Source organism: Chryseobacterium sp. P1-3, from assembly GCF_000738495.1.
GTDB lineage: Bacteria > Bacteroidota > Bacteroidia > Flavobacteriales > Weeksellaceae > Chryseobacterium > Chryseobacterium gallinarum.
In genome coordinates this window covers 37,943-55,958 of sequence record NZ_JPEQ01000012.1, presented here as the reverse complement: position 1 = coordinate 55,958, position 18,016 = coordinate 37,943, and the positions used below count along the sequence as shown (strand labels likewise).

Sequence of the window (18,016 nt, the reverse complement as noted above, 5' to 3'; positions counted from 1 at the left end):
CCTGTTATTGGTATGCAATTTAAAGAATTTGTTACAAATTAAAGCCCTAAAACATCTTTCATTCCGAAGTTTCCTTTTTTGTCTTTAATCCATTCGGCTGCCACTACAGCTCCCAGTGCAAATCCGTTTCTGTTGAAAGCGGTATGTTTGATTTCGATTTCGTCTACTTCACTTCTGTAGAAAACGCTGTGTGTCCCCGGAACTTCATCTTCCCGTACGGCAAAAATCCCAAGCTGGTTACCTTGTGTTTCTTCCAGTTTCCAGGCTTCAAACTTCGGATTATTATTGATAATTCCTTCCGCAATGGAAATAGCGGTTCCACTAGGTGCGTCTTTTTTATGGATATGGTGAATTTCTTCCAGCTGACAGGAATATTCATCCACGTTTTTCATTAAATCAGCAAGCTTTTCATTAAGAGCAAAAAACAGGTTTACTCCCAAACTAAAATTTGAGCCATACAGGAATGCTGTATTATTTTCAACCGTCAGTCTTTCAATTTCAGCTTTTTTCTCCAGCCACCCTGTCGTCCCGCAGATCACCGGGATATTATTTTCAAGACAAGCTTTAATGTTATCAAATGCAACTTCCGGCAGGGAGAACTCAATTACAACATCCGGATTATTAAGATTTTCAGCAGTTGGGGTTTCCTTCAGGCGGGCAACTACTTCATGACCTCTTTTCTGTGCGATCTCATCAATGATCTTACCCATTTTGCCGTAGCCAACTAATGCTATTCTCATATATTCTTTGTATTTCTGTGATCCTAATTATTGCTTAGGATATATTTATTTTTAATGACTCGAAAGGTTCTGCCCTATAGTGCTATGATTTATATTTAAAATCTATAACTTAAACTTAGTCCTGTTTTAGGAGGGTCATAACCATATTGATCCTGGATAACCGCGGGTTTAAAAGTAAGATCCGGGTCATGGCGGCTTTCGTAAAGGTGAGCGTCCACTACTGCATCTACAATATTCAGAATATAGATTAATCCCGTAATGGCAATCGCATAGTCTCTTTGCCTTTTTGCCCTGTCCTGGGCATTTCCCAATGCTCTTTTGTCCAACCAGGGATGGCTGTCTACGAACTCATTAGGGGTACCATTCAATTTAGCGACATAATATTCGCGGTATTTTTTGTACTGATTGTCATTCCAGACTGCAATACCTACTCCTGCTCCTACGGCTCCCCATACGATGGGAATTTTCCAGTATTTTTTGTTATAATACTGTCCTAATCCCGGTAAAACTGCAGAATATAATCCTGCTCTGGTAGGATTCAATTTTATTGTTTTTCTTGTGGGGCCATTGGCTTTTTCAAGGTCGGCAATAATTTTAGATTCTGTTTTCCCGGGTTTCACTGCCGGCACTTCTTCTTTTGGAAGATCAGGTACACGAACAGTATCAGCAGGACTGACTTGTGAATAAGCCAGTGCAGTGATGCATAGGAAAAATGTGAAAAGTATGTTCTTCATTATTTAATGTGAGACAAAATATACTCCAGTTCTTCTTCGTTTTTGAAGTCCAGGACAATTTTACCTTTTTTACCGTTTCCAGAGGCTTTGATCTCTACTTTTACGTCCAGAATATCAGCAATGGTCTTCTGGGCTCTTTTATAATTATTGGAAAGCTCTGCTTTTGCTTTTTTTGCTGCGGGAGATTTTGGGTTTTTCAAGGCAGCAGCAGCCTGTTCTGCCTGGCGAACGTTTTAATTTTTCTTTAACGATCAGTTCAAACAGCACCTGCTGGTCTTCTTCATTTTCCAGACTGATAATGGCTCTTCCGTGTCCTGCGGAAATCTCACCACTTCTGATCGCATTCTGGATATCCGGATTTAACCTCAATAACCTGATTGAGTTTGTAATCGTACTTCTGTCCTTTCCTATCCTCTGGCTCAGGTTTTCCTGAGTTAGCCCTATTTCTTCCAAAAGTCTATGATAGGTAAGTGCAATTTCTATTGCATCAAGATCTTCTCTCTGAATGTTTTCAACAAGAGCCATCTCCAGAAGTTCCTGATCATTTACCAAACGGATATAGGCGGGAATCGTTGTTAAACCGGCAATTTTTGTTGCCCTGTAACGTCTTTCCCCGGATATGATTTCAAACTTTTCGCCATCTTTTCTCAGGGTAATCGGTTGGATTACTCCTAAGTTTTTGATTGACTGTGCCAGTTCGTTTAATGCTTTTTCATCAAAATAAGTTCTCGGCTGCGTTGGATTCGGATAGATATCTTCAAGGGCTACTTCTACGATATTCCCCACAAACTTATCTGCACCTTCATCGGTAGCCGAATTGATACTCGCTTTCGATTCTGCACTTAAAATGGCTCCCAAGCCACGCCCCATAGCTCTTTTTTTTGTCCTTCATAGATATAATTGATAAATGATGTTTGACGGGTGACGCTCAGCATTCACCCATTGGCCATTTATTATTAATTTAATTCTTTACTAAATTTTCGTTCTTCAAAAGAACCTCTTCAGCGAGCTGAATGTATTGAACCGCTCCTTTGCTTTCGGCATCATAATTCAGAATGCTTTCCCCGAAGCTCGGTGCTTCGCTCAGTCTTACGTTTCTGCTGATAATGGTTTCAAAAACCATTTCAGGGAAATGTAAATTCACTTCTTCCACGACCTGATTGGATAGTCTTAACCTGCTGTCGTACATGGTAAGAAGAAGACCTTCTATTCCAAGATCTTTATTATGAATCTTCTGAACATTTTTAACGGTATTCAACAATTTCCCCAATCCCTCCAATGCAAAGTATTCACACTGAATCGGAATGATTACGGAGTCTGCAGCCGTTAGTGCATTTACCGTAATAAGACCTAAACTCGGTGCACAATCGATGATGATATAGTCATAATCGTCTCTTACGCTTGCCAATGCTTTTTTTCAGCATATACTCACGATCTTCTTTATCTACCAATTCAATTTCAGCCGCTACCAGGTCTATGTGTGACGGAATAATATCCAGATTCGGAGTAGCAGTCCTTTTGATACAAACTCTAGTATCTGCACTGTGCTCCAGCAGGTTATATGTAGAATACTGAACATCTTCCACACCCAGCCCCGAAGTAGCGTTAGCCTGGGGGTCAGCGTCAATGATTAATATTCTTTTTTCCAATACTCCTAATGCTGCTGCCAAATTTACAGCGGTAGTAGTCTTTCCGACTCCTCCTTTTTGATTAGCAATACCTATGATTTTTGCCATTGTTAGAACTTTAAGTTTCAAAAATACACTTTTTTCTTTGCTCCCAATGAATGCCTAAAAGCAAAATCGAGTTAAAATATTGTTAATAAGCAATTTAACAATTAAAAAAATTATCCACAAAAAAAAAATCTTTGTGGATAACTATTTAAAATATCTTTTTAGGGATTAATTCTCAAACTTCATGGAAATCGGAAATTTAAAATAGCTTCTTACGAATTCCCCTTTTTTATTTTTTGCAGGTGTCCATTTTCCTTTAATGGATCTGATGGTTCTGATCGCTTCATTGTTAAAATCCGCGTTAGCACCGTTAGCTTTGATTCCTGAAATGGTACCATCCATTTCCACAATAAAAGTAATGGTAGTTTTCATGACATCATCTGATTCAAAACCTGATCCATCAAAGCTGTTCATCACTTTATTTCTGAATGCATCTATTCCACCTGTAAAACTGGCTTCGGAACCCAGTTCTCCGGGTTCAGCAATTTTATTTTTATCTACTGCAGGCTCCGGAATTGTTGGCGGTGCCGTATTAACTACCGGACCTGTTGCCACAGGTATTGTTGTAGGTACATGTGTATTGGGCGCTACCACATCTCCTTTAAAATTATTTACTAATCCAGCTACAGCGTCATCAGGGACAGGATCCTTCTTCACGTTATCCTGAGCATCTCGTGATGGTATAGGAGGTATACTGTTATATGTTTTCACATCAGGTGGAGCAACAGGCTGTACAGGTTTGATAATTTTTACAGGTGGCTTTATTTCTGGTGGTTCTACTATTTTAATAATTCTCCTGCCATCATCATGAGGTCTGTGATCTACTACATCTGTTTTAAATGCAGAGATTACGAATGGCGTAATCGACACAGCCGCCATTAAGCTGGCTCCGATAAATAGTGCTTTGGTTAATATTCTATCTGATTCGTTTCTTAATACATAGGCACCATATTCTTTGTTGCGGTGCTCAAAAAGAACTTCGTTGAAGCGAAATTCCTGGTTTTGGTTCTGGTGTTTCATCACTATACTATTTAAACTGTTAAAAAGTGATTATTAGTTTCATTAGTTCTTATCGATAAGCAATGTTTCAATATCAAAACATCTGCCATAATTTTGTTAAAACAGCAGTATTTTAAAAAAAAATTATGACAATATCTAAAATTTAACATTTTAAAATAGAAAATGCCAACAGAAACCCGCCTGGTTCCCTAAAAAAAATAACTGAATTAAATAACACCAGTTCAGGATGAAATTCTGATTTAATCAGATTGGAAGATGGAAGATGGAAGTCATAGCCCCATAAAGAATAACTATTCATGGTAGCGCTGGGTACCGGTCATTATAGCCTTTCTACTTAATTTTCTTAATCCGGACTCAGGTTAAATAAGCAACAGAAGAATGATCAGCGGCAATAATAATCCTATAGAATTAATAATAATCAGCACAACCGAACTCATTTTTGTTTTCCGGTAGCTTTTACCTGCAAAATAAATAGCACTTGTACTCAATATTAAGCTGCAGACCATAAACAATACAATCAGAAAGTCCGAGGCCTGGTTTATGGGAATATCTTCATAAACAGCCAATAAAACAGCATAGGCAATTGTGAACGCTAAACTTATAAAGATGTTTTTCTGAAGCTCTTCAGATATATGATGACTTTCCATGGATAAAAATTATGCTTAAATATAGGAATATTCATAATATCGACCCCGTTTTAATAAAATAAACTGTCCGTTATATAGATTTCCTAAACGCTAATGCATTTCAGCATATTGTGGAATAGCTATAGAAAAAGACTACCAAAAATGATAGTCTTTTTACTATGTATCGTGAATGTTACTAGAACAATTCTTTTCTGATAATGTTCTGGCTTCTTTCAGGTCCTACAGAAACAAGATATACATTGATTCCCAGGTATTTCTCTATAAATTCAATATATTTCTGGGCGTTTTCAGGAAGTTCATCATAGCTTCTTGCTTTTGTAATGTCTTCTTTCCAACCCGGTAAATCCTGGTAAATTGGTTCGTAGTCATATAATTTTGTAGTAGAAGAAGTAAAATAATCAATGATTTTTCCGTCTTCTGTTTTGTAATGGGTAACGATCTTAAGGTTTTCAATTCCTGTAAGAACGTCTAATTTTGTAATTACCAGGTTATTGATTCCGTTAATCATACAAGCATGCTTTAAAGACACAAGGTCCAGCCAGCCTGTTCTTCTTGGTCTTCCTGTGGTAGCCCCGAATTCTCCACCGATCTGTCTGATTTTTTCACCCAGTTCGTTGTCTAATTCAGATGGAAAAGGACCGTTCCCAACTCTTGTACAATATGCTTTTGCTACTCCGATAAGATTCTGAAGCGAAGTAGGTGGCACTCCTGCCCCCGTACAAACACCTCCTGTAGACGGAGAGGATGAAGTCACATATGGATAAGTACCGAAATCGATATCCAGCATTAATGCCTGAGCTCCTTCAAACAACACGTTTTTACCTTCGTGGATCGCTTCGTTCAATTCTAACTCAGTATCAACGATTCTGTCTTGCAGTTGTTTTCCGATCTCCAAAAATTCATTATAGATTTCTTCGACATCCAAAACAGGTTTTCCATAATATTTTTCGAAAAGAGAGTTTTTAACTTTCAGGTTTTTCTCAATTTTTTCTCTTAAAATCTCAGGGTTTAAAAGGTCTACCATTCTGATTCCTACTCTTGCTATCTTGTCTTCATAACAAGGTCCGATTCCTTTTTTGGTGGTTCCGATCTGAGTTCCTCCGTGTTCCTCTTCACGGTAAGTATCCAAAAGGATGTGGTAAGGCATGATGACATGCGCTCTTCTGCTGATAAAAAATGTGATCTGTTCTCAAGCCTTTGCTTTCAATCTGATTCACTTCTTTAATGAAAGATTTAGGGTTTACCACTACTCCGTTCGCAATGATACATTTCCCTTTGCATTGAAGAACTCCTGAAGGAAGAAGGTGTAGAACGAATTTTTCATCACCCACATAAACCGTGTGACCAGCGTTGTCTCCTCCCTGGAAACGCACCACATAGTCCGATTTTGCCGATAAAACATCCGTGATTTTTCCTTTGCCTTCATCTCCATACTGAAGACCTACAACTACATAAGTTGACATATTTTACTTTTGTTTTAAGATTCGTGCAAAATTACTTTTAAAAAAAATGACGGCCAAATTATAGTGTAAATTTATTTGGAGTTGGGATGAAAATCATGAGATTAAGCTTAAAAATTCTGAGATTAATTCATTTATCAATAAACATTAATTTTTTAACAAAAATTTTTTAATCAATATAAAAACCGGCGAGCCCATTTTTTATATAAGATATTAGAGTTAAATGTTTTATTCCTATCTTTGGGTATCATCTGAAATAGGAAATCGCATGGCCACAACACAAAAATCAGCATACCTATCTTCCGACCTAAGCAACAGGTCAAAGCTCTACTACACGTTATTTTCTCCTGAGAACATCCCTATTAAAGCTACTCTTCTGATTGTTCATGGTATGCAGGAACACAGTGGAAGGTATGCTGAGATTGCGGAATATTTTGCAGGCCTTGGAGTCGCTGTACTGACGTATGATCACCTGGGACACGGAAGGTCCGTAAGGGAAAAAAGGCATATGGGTTTCTTTCAGCTCCATAAACCTGATAAAAGGCTTATTTCAGACGCAGAAATGATGAATGAATATCTGAGCGAACAGTACCCGGATGTTCCCCATTTTATTCTCGGACATTCTATGGGATCTTTTATCACCCGATGTCTTCTTCAAAAAGCGAACAACCAATTTACAGGGGCTATTATTACAGGCACCGGAGGCCCATTACCAGGGATCGGTTTATTAAAAGGCTATTTATCATTAGCAAATATCATTGCTCCCCGCCATCGTACTGTATTAAATTCTGTTTTTACAATGGTTAACAATAAGCATTTCAGGAAAGAAAAAAATTACAGCAGTACAAGCTGGCTTAGCCTGAACCCAGTTAACAGGGAACATTTTGCTAAGGATGAGCTTTGCGGGGTTCCGTTTTCAAACAATGCCTTTTATACTTTATTTACGATTTACAAAAGGGCAACTTCCAGAAACTGGGCTGCCACTATCCCCCTCTCCTTTCCTTTTTTGTTTGTAAGCGGACAGGATGATCCGATTGGTGATTTCGGTAAAGGCGTAATGCTAACTATTGATCATTTAAAGCATGACGGCTTTAAGGATATAGAATATACAATCTATCCGGAAATGCGTCATGAAATTTTAAATGAAGAAATACGGGAAGACGTTTTTGACCGGGATTCATGAATGGATATTCAGACACTGTGGTTAATTTCCGGCTTATTGTAGTTTAGTAAAAGAGCGATCAAGGCTGATCTTATAATCAATCTGCCTTGATCTGTGTGAAATTTCTAATTTAATACCACTTCCCTGTCTATACCGATTTCCTGCAGGAAAACCTCATCATGTGAAATCACCAGCAGTGTCCCATGATAATCTTTAATAGACTGGGTCAGAATCTCCACGTTCTGCAAATCGAGGTTATTGGTGGGCTCATCAAGAATAATCATATCCGGAGCTTTATTGCTGATGGAAAGACCGCACAAAAGTAACCGTAAACGCTCCCCTCCACTCAATACTCCGGCTGTTTTTTCCCAGGTATCTTTACCAAACAAAAACCTTGATAATAAAGTTTTGACTTCAGATTCCGGCATTGCATTATCATTAAAAGTCTGAACAAACTCGTAAATCGTAGAGTTATGGTTAATCAAAGAATATTCCTGATCGATGTAAATACTGTTGAATTCTGATGTTCTGACATTTCCCGTAAAAGGTTCAATATTTTTCAACAAGAGCTTTATCAGGGTTGTTTTACCGGATCCGTTTGAACCTTTAATACAGATCCTGTCCCCACTCCGGATTTCAAGGCTGAGATTCTCTTTCCATAGTTTTTCTTTTCCATAACTGAAATTGAGATTCTCAGCTGTTATTAAAATTTTGCCTGAATGCAGATTGGAATCATTAAAATTCACTTTCATCTGCTCAAAATTTTTCAGGGATGAGCGAAGATCACGAAGGTCTCCGGAAATACCACTGATTTTCTCTGTATGCACACTTTTTAATTTTGATGTATTTTTTTCTGCGTTATTCCTGAGGGTATTCATCATAATCCGTGCAACCCCGGATTTTTCTTGCTTTTGTTTTCCCCTCGCATCCAGTTTCTGCTTACGTTCCAGAGTTTCCCGTTCTTTTTTCTTTTGCTTTCTTTAAAGCCTTTTCCTTTGCATGGATGTCATGATGCAAGGCTTCTTCTTCTATCTCTTTTTGCTCTGCATAAAAATCAAAGTTGCCTCCATAGGCTGAAATTCCCTGGTTGCTTAGTTCAAATATGGTATCAACAAGGTTCAGTAAAGTCCTGTCATGACTTACAATAATAATCGTAGCACTGGTTTTACCGATCAGGTCATATAATAATTTCCTACCTTCATTATCCAGATGGTTGGTGGGTTCATCCAGGATAATAATGTCCGGTTGGTTGATCTGAATTCCGGCCAGGAAAACTTTGGTTTTTTGCCCTCCGCTTAGCTCTCCAAGCTTTTGAGTCAGTTTAAAATTCTGAAGTCCCCAGTACTGTAAAGCATTCTGGCAGCGTTCTTCAATCTCCCAGTCATCATTTAAAATTTCGAAATATTCTTCATCTACCTCTCCGTTTGTTATTTTAAGAAGTGCATGCAGCTTTTGGTCTATCCTTAGACATTCTGCTATTGTAAAATGATTAAAATTCCCGAACATCTGCGGAACATAGAAAATATCTCCCTGAATATTAATATTTCCGCTTAACGGTTGTATTTCATCCGCTATTATTTTCAGCAGGGTAGATTTTCCCATGCCATTATTCCCTACCAAAGCAGATTTGGTTTGAGACGGTATTGTTACATTGATATGATTAAATAATAGATCTCCTCCCGGAAACCCAAAGGATATATTTTGCAGTAAAATCATGATTTCTTTCTTAAGAATGGTTAAACACTGGTAGCATCTGGGCTACCGTTTTATTGAATCTGAAAGAAATTATATCCTACATGTCTGTATTTTGGGGTTTTGAAAGAACAAATATAGTACAAATCCGGGATTAAACACAAAAAGATTTTAATCAAAAATCAAAAATCCGTAACTTTGCCTCCTACTAAAATTTTTTATGGAAAGTATTAAAGTTCACGACAAAACTTTTGTTCCTTATCTGAAGGACGCCGAAATTCAGGAGATTGTCAAAGAGACCGCGTTAAGGATTTATGAAGATTACAAAGATGAAGTTCCTGTTTTCATTGGTGTTTTGAATGGAGTGGTCATGTTCTTCTCAGACCTTTTAAAATATTACCCGGGTGAATGTGAAATCGCTTTCATTCAAATGAGTTCTTATGTAGGAACTGAATCTACAGGGATTGTGTACCAGAAAATGGAACTGACCAAAGATGTGAAGGACCGTCATATCATTCTTGTAGAAGATATTGTTGATACCGGAAATACGGTTGAAAGTCTTTTCAAATATTTTAAAGAAACACAGCGTCCTAAATCTGTAAAACTGGCAAGTTTCTTACTGAAACCGGAGATTTACAAAAAGGACTTCAAACTGGATTATATCGGGAAGGAAATTCCTAATAAGTTTGTTCTTGGGTATGGATTGGATTATGATGAACTGGGAAGAAATTTACCTAATCTGTATCAATTAGCAGACGGACAGATCAACCATTAAAAATGGCTATTAGCTTCTAGCTTCTGGCTATTAGCTTTTCAATAAATATCTAAAAAAGTAATTATTAACTAAACAAAAGCTAAAAGCAAGAAAGCAGGCAGACAAAAGCCGGAAGCCTAATGCCGATTGCCGGAAGCGAATCAACATTATGATAAACATTGTTCTGTTTGGCCCTCCAGGAAGTGGAAAAGGAACTCAAGCACAAAATCTAATCGAGAAATTCAATTTAAAGCAGGTTTCAACCGGTGATCTTTTCAGATACAACATGAAAAATGATACGGAGCTTGGAAAACTGGCTAAATCTTACATCGATAAAGGAGAATTGGTTCCGGATCAGGTGACAACAGATATGCTGATTGACGAGATCAGAAAACCTACAGATACCAACGGTTTTATTTTTGACGGATATCCGAGAACAACGGCTCAGACGGAAGCTCTGGAAAAAATCGTTAAAGAAGAACTGAATGATGAGATTGATATCTGTCTTGCTTTGGTGGTAGAGGACAAAATCCTGGTTGAAAGACTTTTAAAAAGAGGAGAAACCAGCGGAAGGACTGATGACAGCAATGTAGAGATCATCGAAAACAGAATTAAAGAATATTATGCTAAAACAGCAGAAGTAGCCGAACTATACAAGCAGCAAGGTAAATATGTAGAGGTAAACGGTGTAGGAGAAATTGATGAAATTTCACAAAAGCTTTTTGCTGAAGTAGAAAAAATCAAATAAGGATTTAGGATTTAGGGATTAGGATTTAGCATAGTTAAATATCTATTCCCTAATCCCTGAGGCCTAAACCCTAAAAATTATGTCAAACTTTGTAGATTACGTAAAGATTCATTGTAAAAGCGGACACGGAGGTGCAGGTTCTGCCCACCTTCGCCGTGAAAAATATATTCCGAAGGGAGGTCCTGACGGCGGCGACGGAGGTCGTGGTGGTCATATCATCATGAGAGGAAATGGCAATGAATGGACTTTACTTCCCCTCCGGTACACCCGTCACGTAAAAGCTGAACGTGGTGAGAACGGTGGAAAAAACCAGCTGACCGGTGCTTTCGGTGCTGATGTTTATATTGATGTTCCTGTAGGAACGATTGCCAAAAATGAAGAAGGTGAAATCATCGGTGAAATTCTGGAAGACGGACAGGAAATTATCCTGATGCATGGTGGAAAAGGCGGTTTAGGAAATGAGCATTTCAAATCCTCTACCAATCAAACTCCAAGATATGCACAGCCAGGTCTTCCGGGTGAAGAAGGTTATATTGTTTTTGAGCTTAAAATTTTGGCAGATGTAGGATTGGTCGGATTCCCTAATGCAGGAAAGTCTACCCTTTTGTCAGCTGTTTCTGCAGCAAAGCCTAAAATTGCAGATTATGCTTTTACCACCCTTACTCCTAATCTTGGAATTGTAGATTACAGAAATTACAAATCATTTGTAATGGCTGATATTCCGGGAATTATCGAAGGAGCAGCAGAAGGTAAAGGCTTAGGGCACAGATTCCTGAGGCATATCGAAAGAAACTCGATCCTGTTGTTTTTGATCCCGGCAGATTCTGAAGATCATTTTCAGGAATTTAAGATCCTTGAGAATGAATTGAAGGAATATAACCCTGAATTGCTGGATAAAGATTTTATTATTTCCATCTCAAAATCAGATCTTCTGGATGATGAGCTTAAAAAGGAAATTGCAGCAGAATTCCCAGAGAACAAACAGCCCCTGTTTTTTTCCGGAGTTACCGGAGAAGGTTTGGTGGAACTGAAAGACGCCATCTGGAAACAATTACACGGATAGTAAAAAACTTCCTGTTACAATATACAACCCCGGACAACTCCGGGGTTTCTTTTTTTTATTATGATCTTTTGGAATAATTATTGAGCGATTTTCTAAAATCTAAACTATGAAATATTTACTAGGCCTTTGTGCATTTATATTATTATTTTCATGTACTGTTCAAAAGAACAATACTAAATATTCTAAAATTGAATATGAAGCGACTCCCTGTTTCGGGTTCTGCCCTGTCTTCAAAATGACTATCAGCCCGGACAGAACTGCTGTTTTTGAAGCCGAACATTTTAACTTCAATGATCATCCTTCAAAAGATGAGTTTTCAAAACCCCGTGAAGGAACCTTTAAAGGAACGATCAAAGAAGCGGATTATAACCAGCTGATCGGATTGCTGGATGCATTGGATGTAAAAAGTTTACATGACAAGTATGGAAAGAGAGAGATCACGGATCTGCCGACTTCTTATCTAAGAATTGACTTTGCAGACGGGACTTCAAAAAATATAGAAGATTACGGAAAACAAGGAAGCGAAAAACTTTCCGAGGTATACAAATTTTTTTGAAAATTTACGAAAAAGCCAACAGTGGACCCGGGTAAAATAAAGCTTTTCAAATTTTAGATTATCTTTGTAAAACAATTCCTTCTCTACAGAGGGAATTTTCTTATAAAAACTATAGCCATATAACTCAAAGAACAATCATGAAAAAGAACATTTTTTTTAACATTACTATTGGCCGTATCAGGTATTCTGACCGCTCAAAACTCATCTGTGAGTTTTGGAGTTAAAGGAGGGTATACATTGTCCAATATGAAATTTTTTGATGAAAAACTGGGCTCAAAGTCCTATTTCTATGCAGGTATTCTGACAGAACAGCCTGTATCCTCTCAACTGGCGATACAGGCCGAGCTATTGTATACACAATTAGGGGGAAAAGATTCATATCCCTGGACCGAACAGGTGGGTACAGAAATTGTTGAAGTGGGAAACATGGATTTTACGTATCAGTTCCATCAGATCCAGGTTCCTGTTTCTGTAAAGTATTATTTCATTCCTGATTTATCTGCTTCTGTGGGGATGAATCTGGGATTCAATATTTCTACGAAACTTACGACTGTCAACCCTTATGCTGGTGAATACAAAGGTAACTTCAACGGAGCAAAAACATTAAACCTCTTTCCTTTTGTTGGGGCAGAGTATAAGATCAGCTCCAGTTTTTTTGTTGATGCCAGGTATAATTTCAATTTTATCGAAGTGAGTAAAAAAAATACCGTTCCTACCAAGATTGGTTTTTTACAGGCAGGTGTGGGATACAGGTTTAAATAATATTTATTTGAAAGTAAAGCAGCCGGAGGGAATAAAAAAACTTTTAATTTTTTTTAGATTACCTTTGCAAAAAGTAATTCTTTCAGACGGAAAGAATTTTTTTATTTAATTTTAAAATAATTTATTTGAATTTTACAGACCTACACTTAATAGAACCTATTGCAAAAGCAATTCAGGAACAGGGATATACCCAACCTACTCCCATTCAGGAAAGATCTATTCCTGAGATTTTAGAAGGCAGAGATTTTTTAGGCTGTGCGCAGACCGGAACAGGAAAGACTGCGGCCTTTTCCATTCCTATTCTACAGAATTTATCAAAGAATAAAGTAAGCAATCATCATATTAAAGCTTTAATTCTTACTCCCACCCGCGAACTGGCGATCCAGATTGAGGAAAACATCAATGCTTACGGAAAGTATCTTCCTTTAAAGCAGCTTGTTATTTTTGGAGGAGTAAAGCAGGGAAACCAGGAGGCCGCATTGAAAAAAGGAGTTGATATTCTGGTGGCTACTCCCGGAAGACTTCTTGATTTTATTGCCCAGGGAATTATCAGCCTGAAAAATCTTGAAATATTTGTTCTTGATGAAGCAGACAGGATGCTTGATATGGGCTTTGTACACGATGTTAAAAGAATCATTAAGCTTTTGCCACAGAAAAGACAGACTTTGTTTTTCTCGGCAACTATGCCGGGGGAAATTCAGAAACTGGCAAATTCTATCCTGAATAATCCTGTGAAAGTAGAGGTTACTCCCGTTTCTTCTACCGCGGATACCATTAAACAATCCGTGTACTTTGTAGAAAAAGAAAACAAACTGAACTTACTTGTTCATATTCTTAAAAATGACATTTCAGATTCTGTATTGGTTTTTTCAAGAACAAAGCATGGCGCAGATAAGATTGCCCGAAAACTTCAGAAAGACAATATTTCTGCAGAAGCCATTCATGGAAATAAATCCCAGAATGCCAGACAGAATGCCCTGAATAATTTTAAATCAGGAAAAACCAGGGTTCTTGTTGCTACAGATATTGCTGCCAGGGGGATTGATATTGATGAATTAAAATTTGTTATTAATTTTGAACTCTCAGATGTTTCAGAAACGTATGTACACCGGATCGGAAGAACGGGAAGAGCAGGAGCTGAAGGGAATTCCATTTCTTTCGTTGACGGGCTTGACCTTCTTAATTTAAAGAATACGGAAAAGCTTATCGGAAAAAAAATCCCGGTGATTAAAAACCACCCGTTCCACACGGATGATCTTGTGGCTCAGAAAAGAGATTCCAACAACAAACCGGTACCCGCCGGAGCAGAAAAAAAGCCTTCTCAGAAGCCTTCAGGATCACGACCTAAAAAAAGTAAAAACAGTTCATCTGCTACCCCATCACTCGGTTATAAAAAGCCCAAGAATAAGAATTTTACCAGAAAAAAATAACAAAAAAGTTTCTCAATGATGAGAAACTTTTTTTATCCTATATCTTTAAAAAAGAAATTTTATCCTGTATATACTGCAACAAATATTCTTCTGAATTTCCGGAACTGTCATATTGGATATGAAGGTAAAAAACAATGAAAAAGAGAATCATGATCATCAGTAACGGAGTATTGAACCTTCCTTCTATTGAAACGGTCTTCTGATCATTATCCGGCATCGCTGCAATAATCAGGACCATGAGTAATACTGAATAGATATGGTTCCATCTGAACCAGTCTGCCCCCAAGAAATAAAGCGGAGATACCCATAGTAAAGAAATCAGGGTAAAGATTTTGAAGGCCTTAAGTTTTTGAGGTATATATTTTTTCACAAAAATAAAAAACAAAAGCACCATCAATATAAGTTCCGCCCCAAACAGAATATAAGACTGATAAGCCTCAATCATTGCTTTTCTTTCCTCAACTACATTATAGGTGAAAATATTAAATGTACCCAACTCTATTCCCCGCTGCTTCAAAAGCTCCAGGCTTTGCCCCTGGTTAATTTCCCCACCGTAGAAGAACAGTATTAACATTACTGCCGTAGAAGTTACAAACAGGCCTCCCAGGTATTTAAAATCTATCTTATTGGTTTTTACTATAGAGGCTGCCATTAGAAAGGGTAAATAAAAATAAAACAGCTCATGTAAAAACAGTCCTATGATAAATCCTATAAAAAGCACATATTTTTTCAGCCCGGTTATTCTTCCGGTGACAAAATACAGCATCAGGGCAATTACAATAATTTCTTTCCTGCCCGAGTTAAAAATACTTACGGGAATAAATAAGAGGCATAATGGTGAACATGCCAGTATCAGGATATCCCAGTTTACTTTTTTGGAGATGACCAGACGGATGAAAAAGTAAAAAATAATGATAAAAAATAATGACTGGATAAAAAATATCTGTGTATTCAGCGGAATCCCGAAACTGTCCTGAATGAAGAATAAAATACTTCCGGATAAGCCTCTCCTTTTAAACCCACCGTCTTCATAATTGATCAACCAGTCCGAAACCGTCCAGCCAAGCTCAGGAAGATGCGATTTAATATACAACTGAGCGATACAATAGGCTAAAACAATGATAAGAAATCCTGTATAACCGTAAAATTGTATATCTTTTGATATCTTTATCATATATTCTTCTTTACCCTTCAATTTATCATTTTCCTATCACTCATAAAAATGATGGTTATCCATTACATTACTTTGCAGCAAATAACGCCTGTGCATTTTCTGTGGTAATCCTGTCTATTTCAGAAAAGTCTTTTCCGTAAATGTTAACGAGTTTTCCGGCTACCAGATCAAGATATGAACTTTCGTTTCTTTTTCCCCTGTGCGGAACCGGAGCCAGGTATGGCGAATCTGTTTCCAGCACAATTTTTTCTAAAGGAATTTCGTGTAAAAACTGATCAATTTTTCCGTTTTTAAAGGTCACTACTCCACCGATTCCCAGGATAAAATTCAGATCAATAGCATGTTTTGCCTGTTCCAGGTTTCCTGAAAAGCAATGGAAGATTCCTCTCAGTTTCGGATGTTTTTTCCTCTCCAGGACCTCGAAGGTTTCATCAAAGCTTTCTCTGGTATGAATCACAATCGGAAGGTCTTTTTCTATGGCCCAGTCAATTTGCTGTTCAAATGCTTTGACCTGGATGTCTAAAGTGGTTTTATCCCAATAAAGATCTATCCCGATTTCACCTATTGCAGGAAAATGCCTCTGTTCAAGGTAATTCTTTACAATTTCCAGTTCTTTTTCCCAGGATTCGGGTTTTACATAGCAAGGATGTAATCCCATCATTGAAAAAACCTGTCCCGGATATTCCGCTTCCAGTTCCAACATTTTTTCATGGGATTCTGAATCAATTGCCGGAAGGTAAAACTTAGCAATTCCCTTATCTAAGGCTCTCTGAATGGCTTCTTTTCTGTCTTCATCAAATTCTTCCGCGTATAAATGGGTATGTGTATCAATCATTATTGTATCGTTTTAGCAGGTCTTCATAAGGGTTTTCAAGATTCAACAGCATTCCGAAAGCCGGTTCTGTCTTTATACCCTGTTTCTTCAGTTCTATTATTTTCTGTTTAAATTCTTCTCCTTTCTCCTGGAGTATCCTGTATTCGGCGATCATATGCCGGTATGCATTCTGTTGGGTAACAGGTTTGTTCTGTCCAAAAATTTCAATGGGGAATTCTTCCAGCATAAAGTTCAGGACAATACTTGGTATCCCGTTTACCACAATATTTTCAACCTTAATTTCTGTTTCAACTGGAATCAGTTTACTGAACATGATATCATCTAAAAAATCTTCCTCAAACCTAAGGTCTACTTCACAGATAATGTCAAGGTCGCTTCCTTCGATATCAATTTCAATAGGAACAGTTCCTGCCAGCACCGGAGAATAGCTACTCAGTTTTTCAAAAACTTTATACCGGGTAAGAACTTCAAACGCTCTTTTCTGCCTTTTATTTCCTTCTTTCAAATAGTCAATCTTTGTAAAATCAATCATTTGAAAAAATTTTATGTTTTACTTTTTTACGCTGATTCTCTATTCTCTGTTCGAGTTTTTCCCGAAACTCAATAAATTTCGGATCTTTTTTTATCACTGGTTTTATGTTCCAGGGCTTTTATGATTTTAAAATTTTCTTTAATAAAATCTTTGGTTTCGTCTGAGAAGTAAGAGTTTCCAAATTTGTCAAAAATATAATTAACGGCCTGGGTGCTTGGATGAATCATATCTTCCTTATAGAAACGGTAATCCCGCAGGTCATCCATCAAAATTTCATATACCGGAAGGTAGTGGCAGTCATCAAACATGGAAATGGATTCATGAATAGCTGTAATCAGTTTGGATTTGCTGAGCTGATTTTCTACCATTCCATCTTTGGTATGCCGGACCGGCGAAACACTAAATAATATCTGCACTCCCTCTTTACAGATGTCTTTAAGGTCTAAAATCGTATTGTAAATAGAGTTCGTAAGCTCCTGGTGAGAGAGCAGTCTTTTAGAGAAAAACTTCTGCGGGATTTTATGGCAGTTCGCCACCAGTTTTTTCCTGGGTAGAAATTCATAGATAAATGATGTTCCGTACGTCACAATAATCCAGTCGGCCTCCTGAAGAAAAGCATTTCCCGCTTCAATGGCCCCATTAATCTTATCTAAGGTCTGATGGATGTACCGGGTATCAAAATGGGTATGATGGTCCAAAGAGATGTATTCGTCATTGTAAGTGATCAAATCTTCTTCTTGATAAAATGCTGAATCATGAAGAACCCTGACTTCATGATGAATCGAAAAAGGGTTAAAAATTGTTCCGAAGGGGTTATTAAGGGTCTGAAGCTGCCCCTGCTGCAGCAGATCTGTCATTTCAGAGGCAAAACACGATCCTATCGAAAATATTTTATCTTCGATCTCAATCTTTTTTTGTGATGCAGGAATATCAACTTCAGTTCTGAATTTCATTGTATGATCTCGGATGACAGG

The 18,016-nt window shown here is 37.6% G+C and carries 17 protein-coding genes and 3 pseudogenes; 7 read left to right on the top strand and 13 right to left on the bottom strand.

The genetic code is table 11. From position 1 onward, the window contains the following. Positions 1-38: 38 nt before the first annotated feature. From dapB to HX13_RS16445, 7 genes and pseudogenes are all read right to left on the bottom strand, one after another. Complete coding sequence (gene dapB / locus HX13_RS16475) at positions 39-740, bottom strand: 4-hydroxy-tetrahydrodipicolinate reductase (RefSeq protein WP_050021987.1); 702 nt, start codon at positions 738-740, stop codon at positions 39-41. Positions 741-835: 95 nt separating this feature from the next. Continuing rightward, positions 836-1,474, bottom strand: coding sequence for a DUF5683 domain-containing protein (locus HX13_RS16470; protein WP_050021986.1), 639 nt, complete (start codon positions 1,472-1,474; stop codon positions 836-838). Further along, positions 1,474-2,344, bottom strand: a pseudogene (locus HX13_RS16465) (ParB/RepB/Spo0J family partition protein). Before HX13_RS16465 ends, HX13_RS16470 begins: the two are co-directional and overlap by 1 nt. A gap of 91 nt (positions 2,345-2,435) precedes the next feature. Continuing rightward, positions 2,436-3,210 (bottom strand): annotated as a pseudogene (locus tag HX13_RS16460) (ParA family protein). Positions 3,211-3,375: 165 nt separating this feature from the next. Continuing rightward, positions 3,376-4,227: a hypothetical protein gene (locus HX13_RS16455; protein ID WP_050021985.1), complete on the bottom strand. Its 852-nt coding sequence runs from the start codon at positions 4,225-4,227 to the stop codon at positions 3,376-3,378. Positions 4,228-4,586: 359 nt separating this feature from the next. After that, positions 4,587-4,874 carry a hypothetical protein gene (locus HX13_RS16450; protein ID WP_050021984.1) on the bottom strand — a complete coding sequence of 96 codons (288 nt, stop codon included), beginning with the start codon at positions 4,872-4,874 and terminating at the stop codon, positions 4,587-4,589. Positions 4,875-5,049: 175 nt separating this feature from the next. After that, a pseudogene (locus HX13_RS16445) lies at positions 5,050-6,337 on the bottom strand (adenylosuccinate synthase). Between the two features lie 265 nt (positions 6,338-6,602). Here HX13_RS16445 and HX13_RS16440 point away from each other — a divergent pair. Then, on the top strand, positions 6,603-7,517 hold the full coding sequence (locus tag HX13_RS16440) for an alpha/beta fold hydrolase (protein WP_050022046.1): 915 nt from the start codon (positions 6,603-6,605) through the stop codon (positions 7,515-7,517). Positions 7,518-7,621: 104 nt separating this feature from the next. Here the strand turns inward: HX13_RS16440 and HX13_RS26095 are convergent, their stop codons facing one another. Continuing rightward, complete coding sequence (locus HX13_RS26095; RefSeq protein ID WP_316931337.1) at positions 7,622-8,323, bottom strand: ATP-binding cassette domain-containing protein; 702 nt, start codon at positions 8,321-8,323, stop codon at positions 7,622-7,624. A gap of 112 nt (positions 8,324-8,435) precedes the next feature. Beyond that, positions 8,436-9,212, bottom strand: a complete 777-nt coding sequence (locus tag HX13_RS26090) for an ATP-binding cassette domain-containing protein (protein WP_316931336.1) — start codon at positions 9,210-9,212, stop codon at positions 8,436-8,438. 196 nt (positions 9,213-9,408) lie between these two features. Between HX13_RS26090 and HX13_RS16430 the strand changes: the two genes are divergently transcribed. From HX13_RS16430 to HX13_RS16405, 6 genes are all read left to right on the top strand, one after another. Further along, complete coding sequence (locus tag HX13_RS16430) at positions 9,409-9,963, top strand: phosphoribosyltransferase (RefSeq protein WP_050021983.1); 555 nt, start codon at positions 9,409-9,411, stop codon at positions 9,961-9,963. 148 nt (positions 9,964-10,111) lie between these two features. Next, positions 10,112-10,690: an adenylate kinase gene (locus tag HX13_RS16425; RefSeq protein ID WP_050021982.1), complete on the top strand. Its 579-nt coding sequence runs from the start codon at positions 10,112-10,114 to the stop codon at positions 10,688-10,690. 79 nt (positions 10,691-10,769) lie between these two features. Continuing rightward, the gene (gene obgE, locus HX13_RS16420; RefSeq protein WP_050021981.1) at positions 10,770-11,753 is read left to right on the top strand and encodes a GTPase ObgE; all 984 of its coding nucleotides are present in this window, start codon (positions 10,770-10,772) and stop codon (positions 11,751-11,753) included. A gap of 106 nt (positions 11,754-11,859) precedes the next feature. Beyond that, positions 11,860-12,309 (top strand): DUF6438 domain-containing protein, encoded by a 450-nt coding sequence (locus tag HX13_RS16415; protein ID WP_238555433.1) that lies wholly within the window; start codon positions 11,860-11,862, stop codon positions 12,307-12,309. A gap of 168 nt (positions 12,310-12,477) precedes the next feature. After that, positions 12,478-13,071, top strand: coding sequence for a porin family protein (locus tag HX13_RS16410; RefSeq protein ID WP_050021980.1), 594 nt, complete (start codon positions 12,478-12,480; stop codon positions 13,069-13,071). Between the two features lie 125 nt (positions 13,072-13,196). After that, a complete protein-coding gene (locus HX13_RS16405; RefSeq protein ID WP_050021979.1) occupies positions 13,197-14,501 on the top strand; it encodes a DEAD/DEAH box helicase in 1,305 nt (434 codons plus the stop codon). A gap of 37 nt (positions 14,502-14,538) precedes the next feature. Here HX13_RS16405 and HX13_RS16400 read toward each other — a convergent pair whose 3' ends face one another. From HX13_RS16400 to HX13_RS16385, 4 genes are all read right to left on the bottom strand, one after another. Further along, positions 14,539-15,675 carry a hypothetical protein gene (locus HX13_RS16400; protein WP_128572454.1) on the bottom strand — a complete coding sequence of 379 codons (1,137 nt, stop codon included), beginning with the start codon at positions 15,673-15,675 and terminating at the stop codon, positions 14,539-14,541. A gap of 67 nt (positions 15,676-15,742) precedes the next feature. Further along, the gene (locus HX13_RS16395; protein WP_050021977.1) at positions 15,743-16,510 is read right to left on the bottom strand and encodes a TatD family hydrolase; all 768 of its coding nucleotides are present in this window, start codon (positions 16,508-16,510) and stop codon (positions 15,743-15,745) included. Further along, on the bottom strand, positions 16,503-17,042 hold the full coding sequence (locus HX13_RS16390) for a DUF4269 domain-containing protein (protein ID WP_050021976.1): 540 nt from the start codon (positions 17,040-17,042) through the stop codon (positions 16,503-16,505). Before HX13_RS16390 ends, HX13_RS16395 begins: the two co-directional genes overlap by 8 nt. 68 nt (positions 17,043-17,110) lie before the next feature. Then, complete coding sequence (locus HX13_RS16385; RefSeq protein WP_316931334.1) at positions 17,111-17,995, bottom strand: GSCFA domain-containing protein; 885 nt, start codon at positions 17,993-17,995, stop codon at positions 17,111-17,113. Between the last annotated feature and the right edge of the window lie 21 nt (positions 17,996-18,016).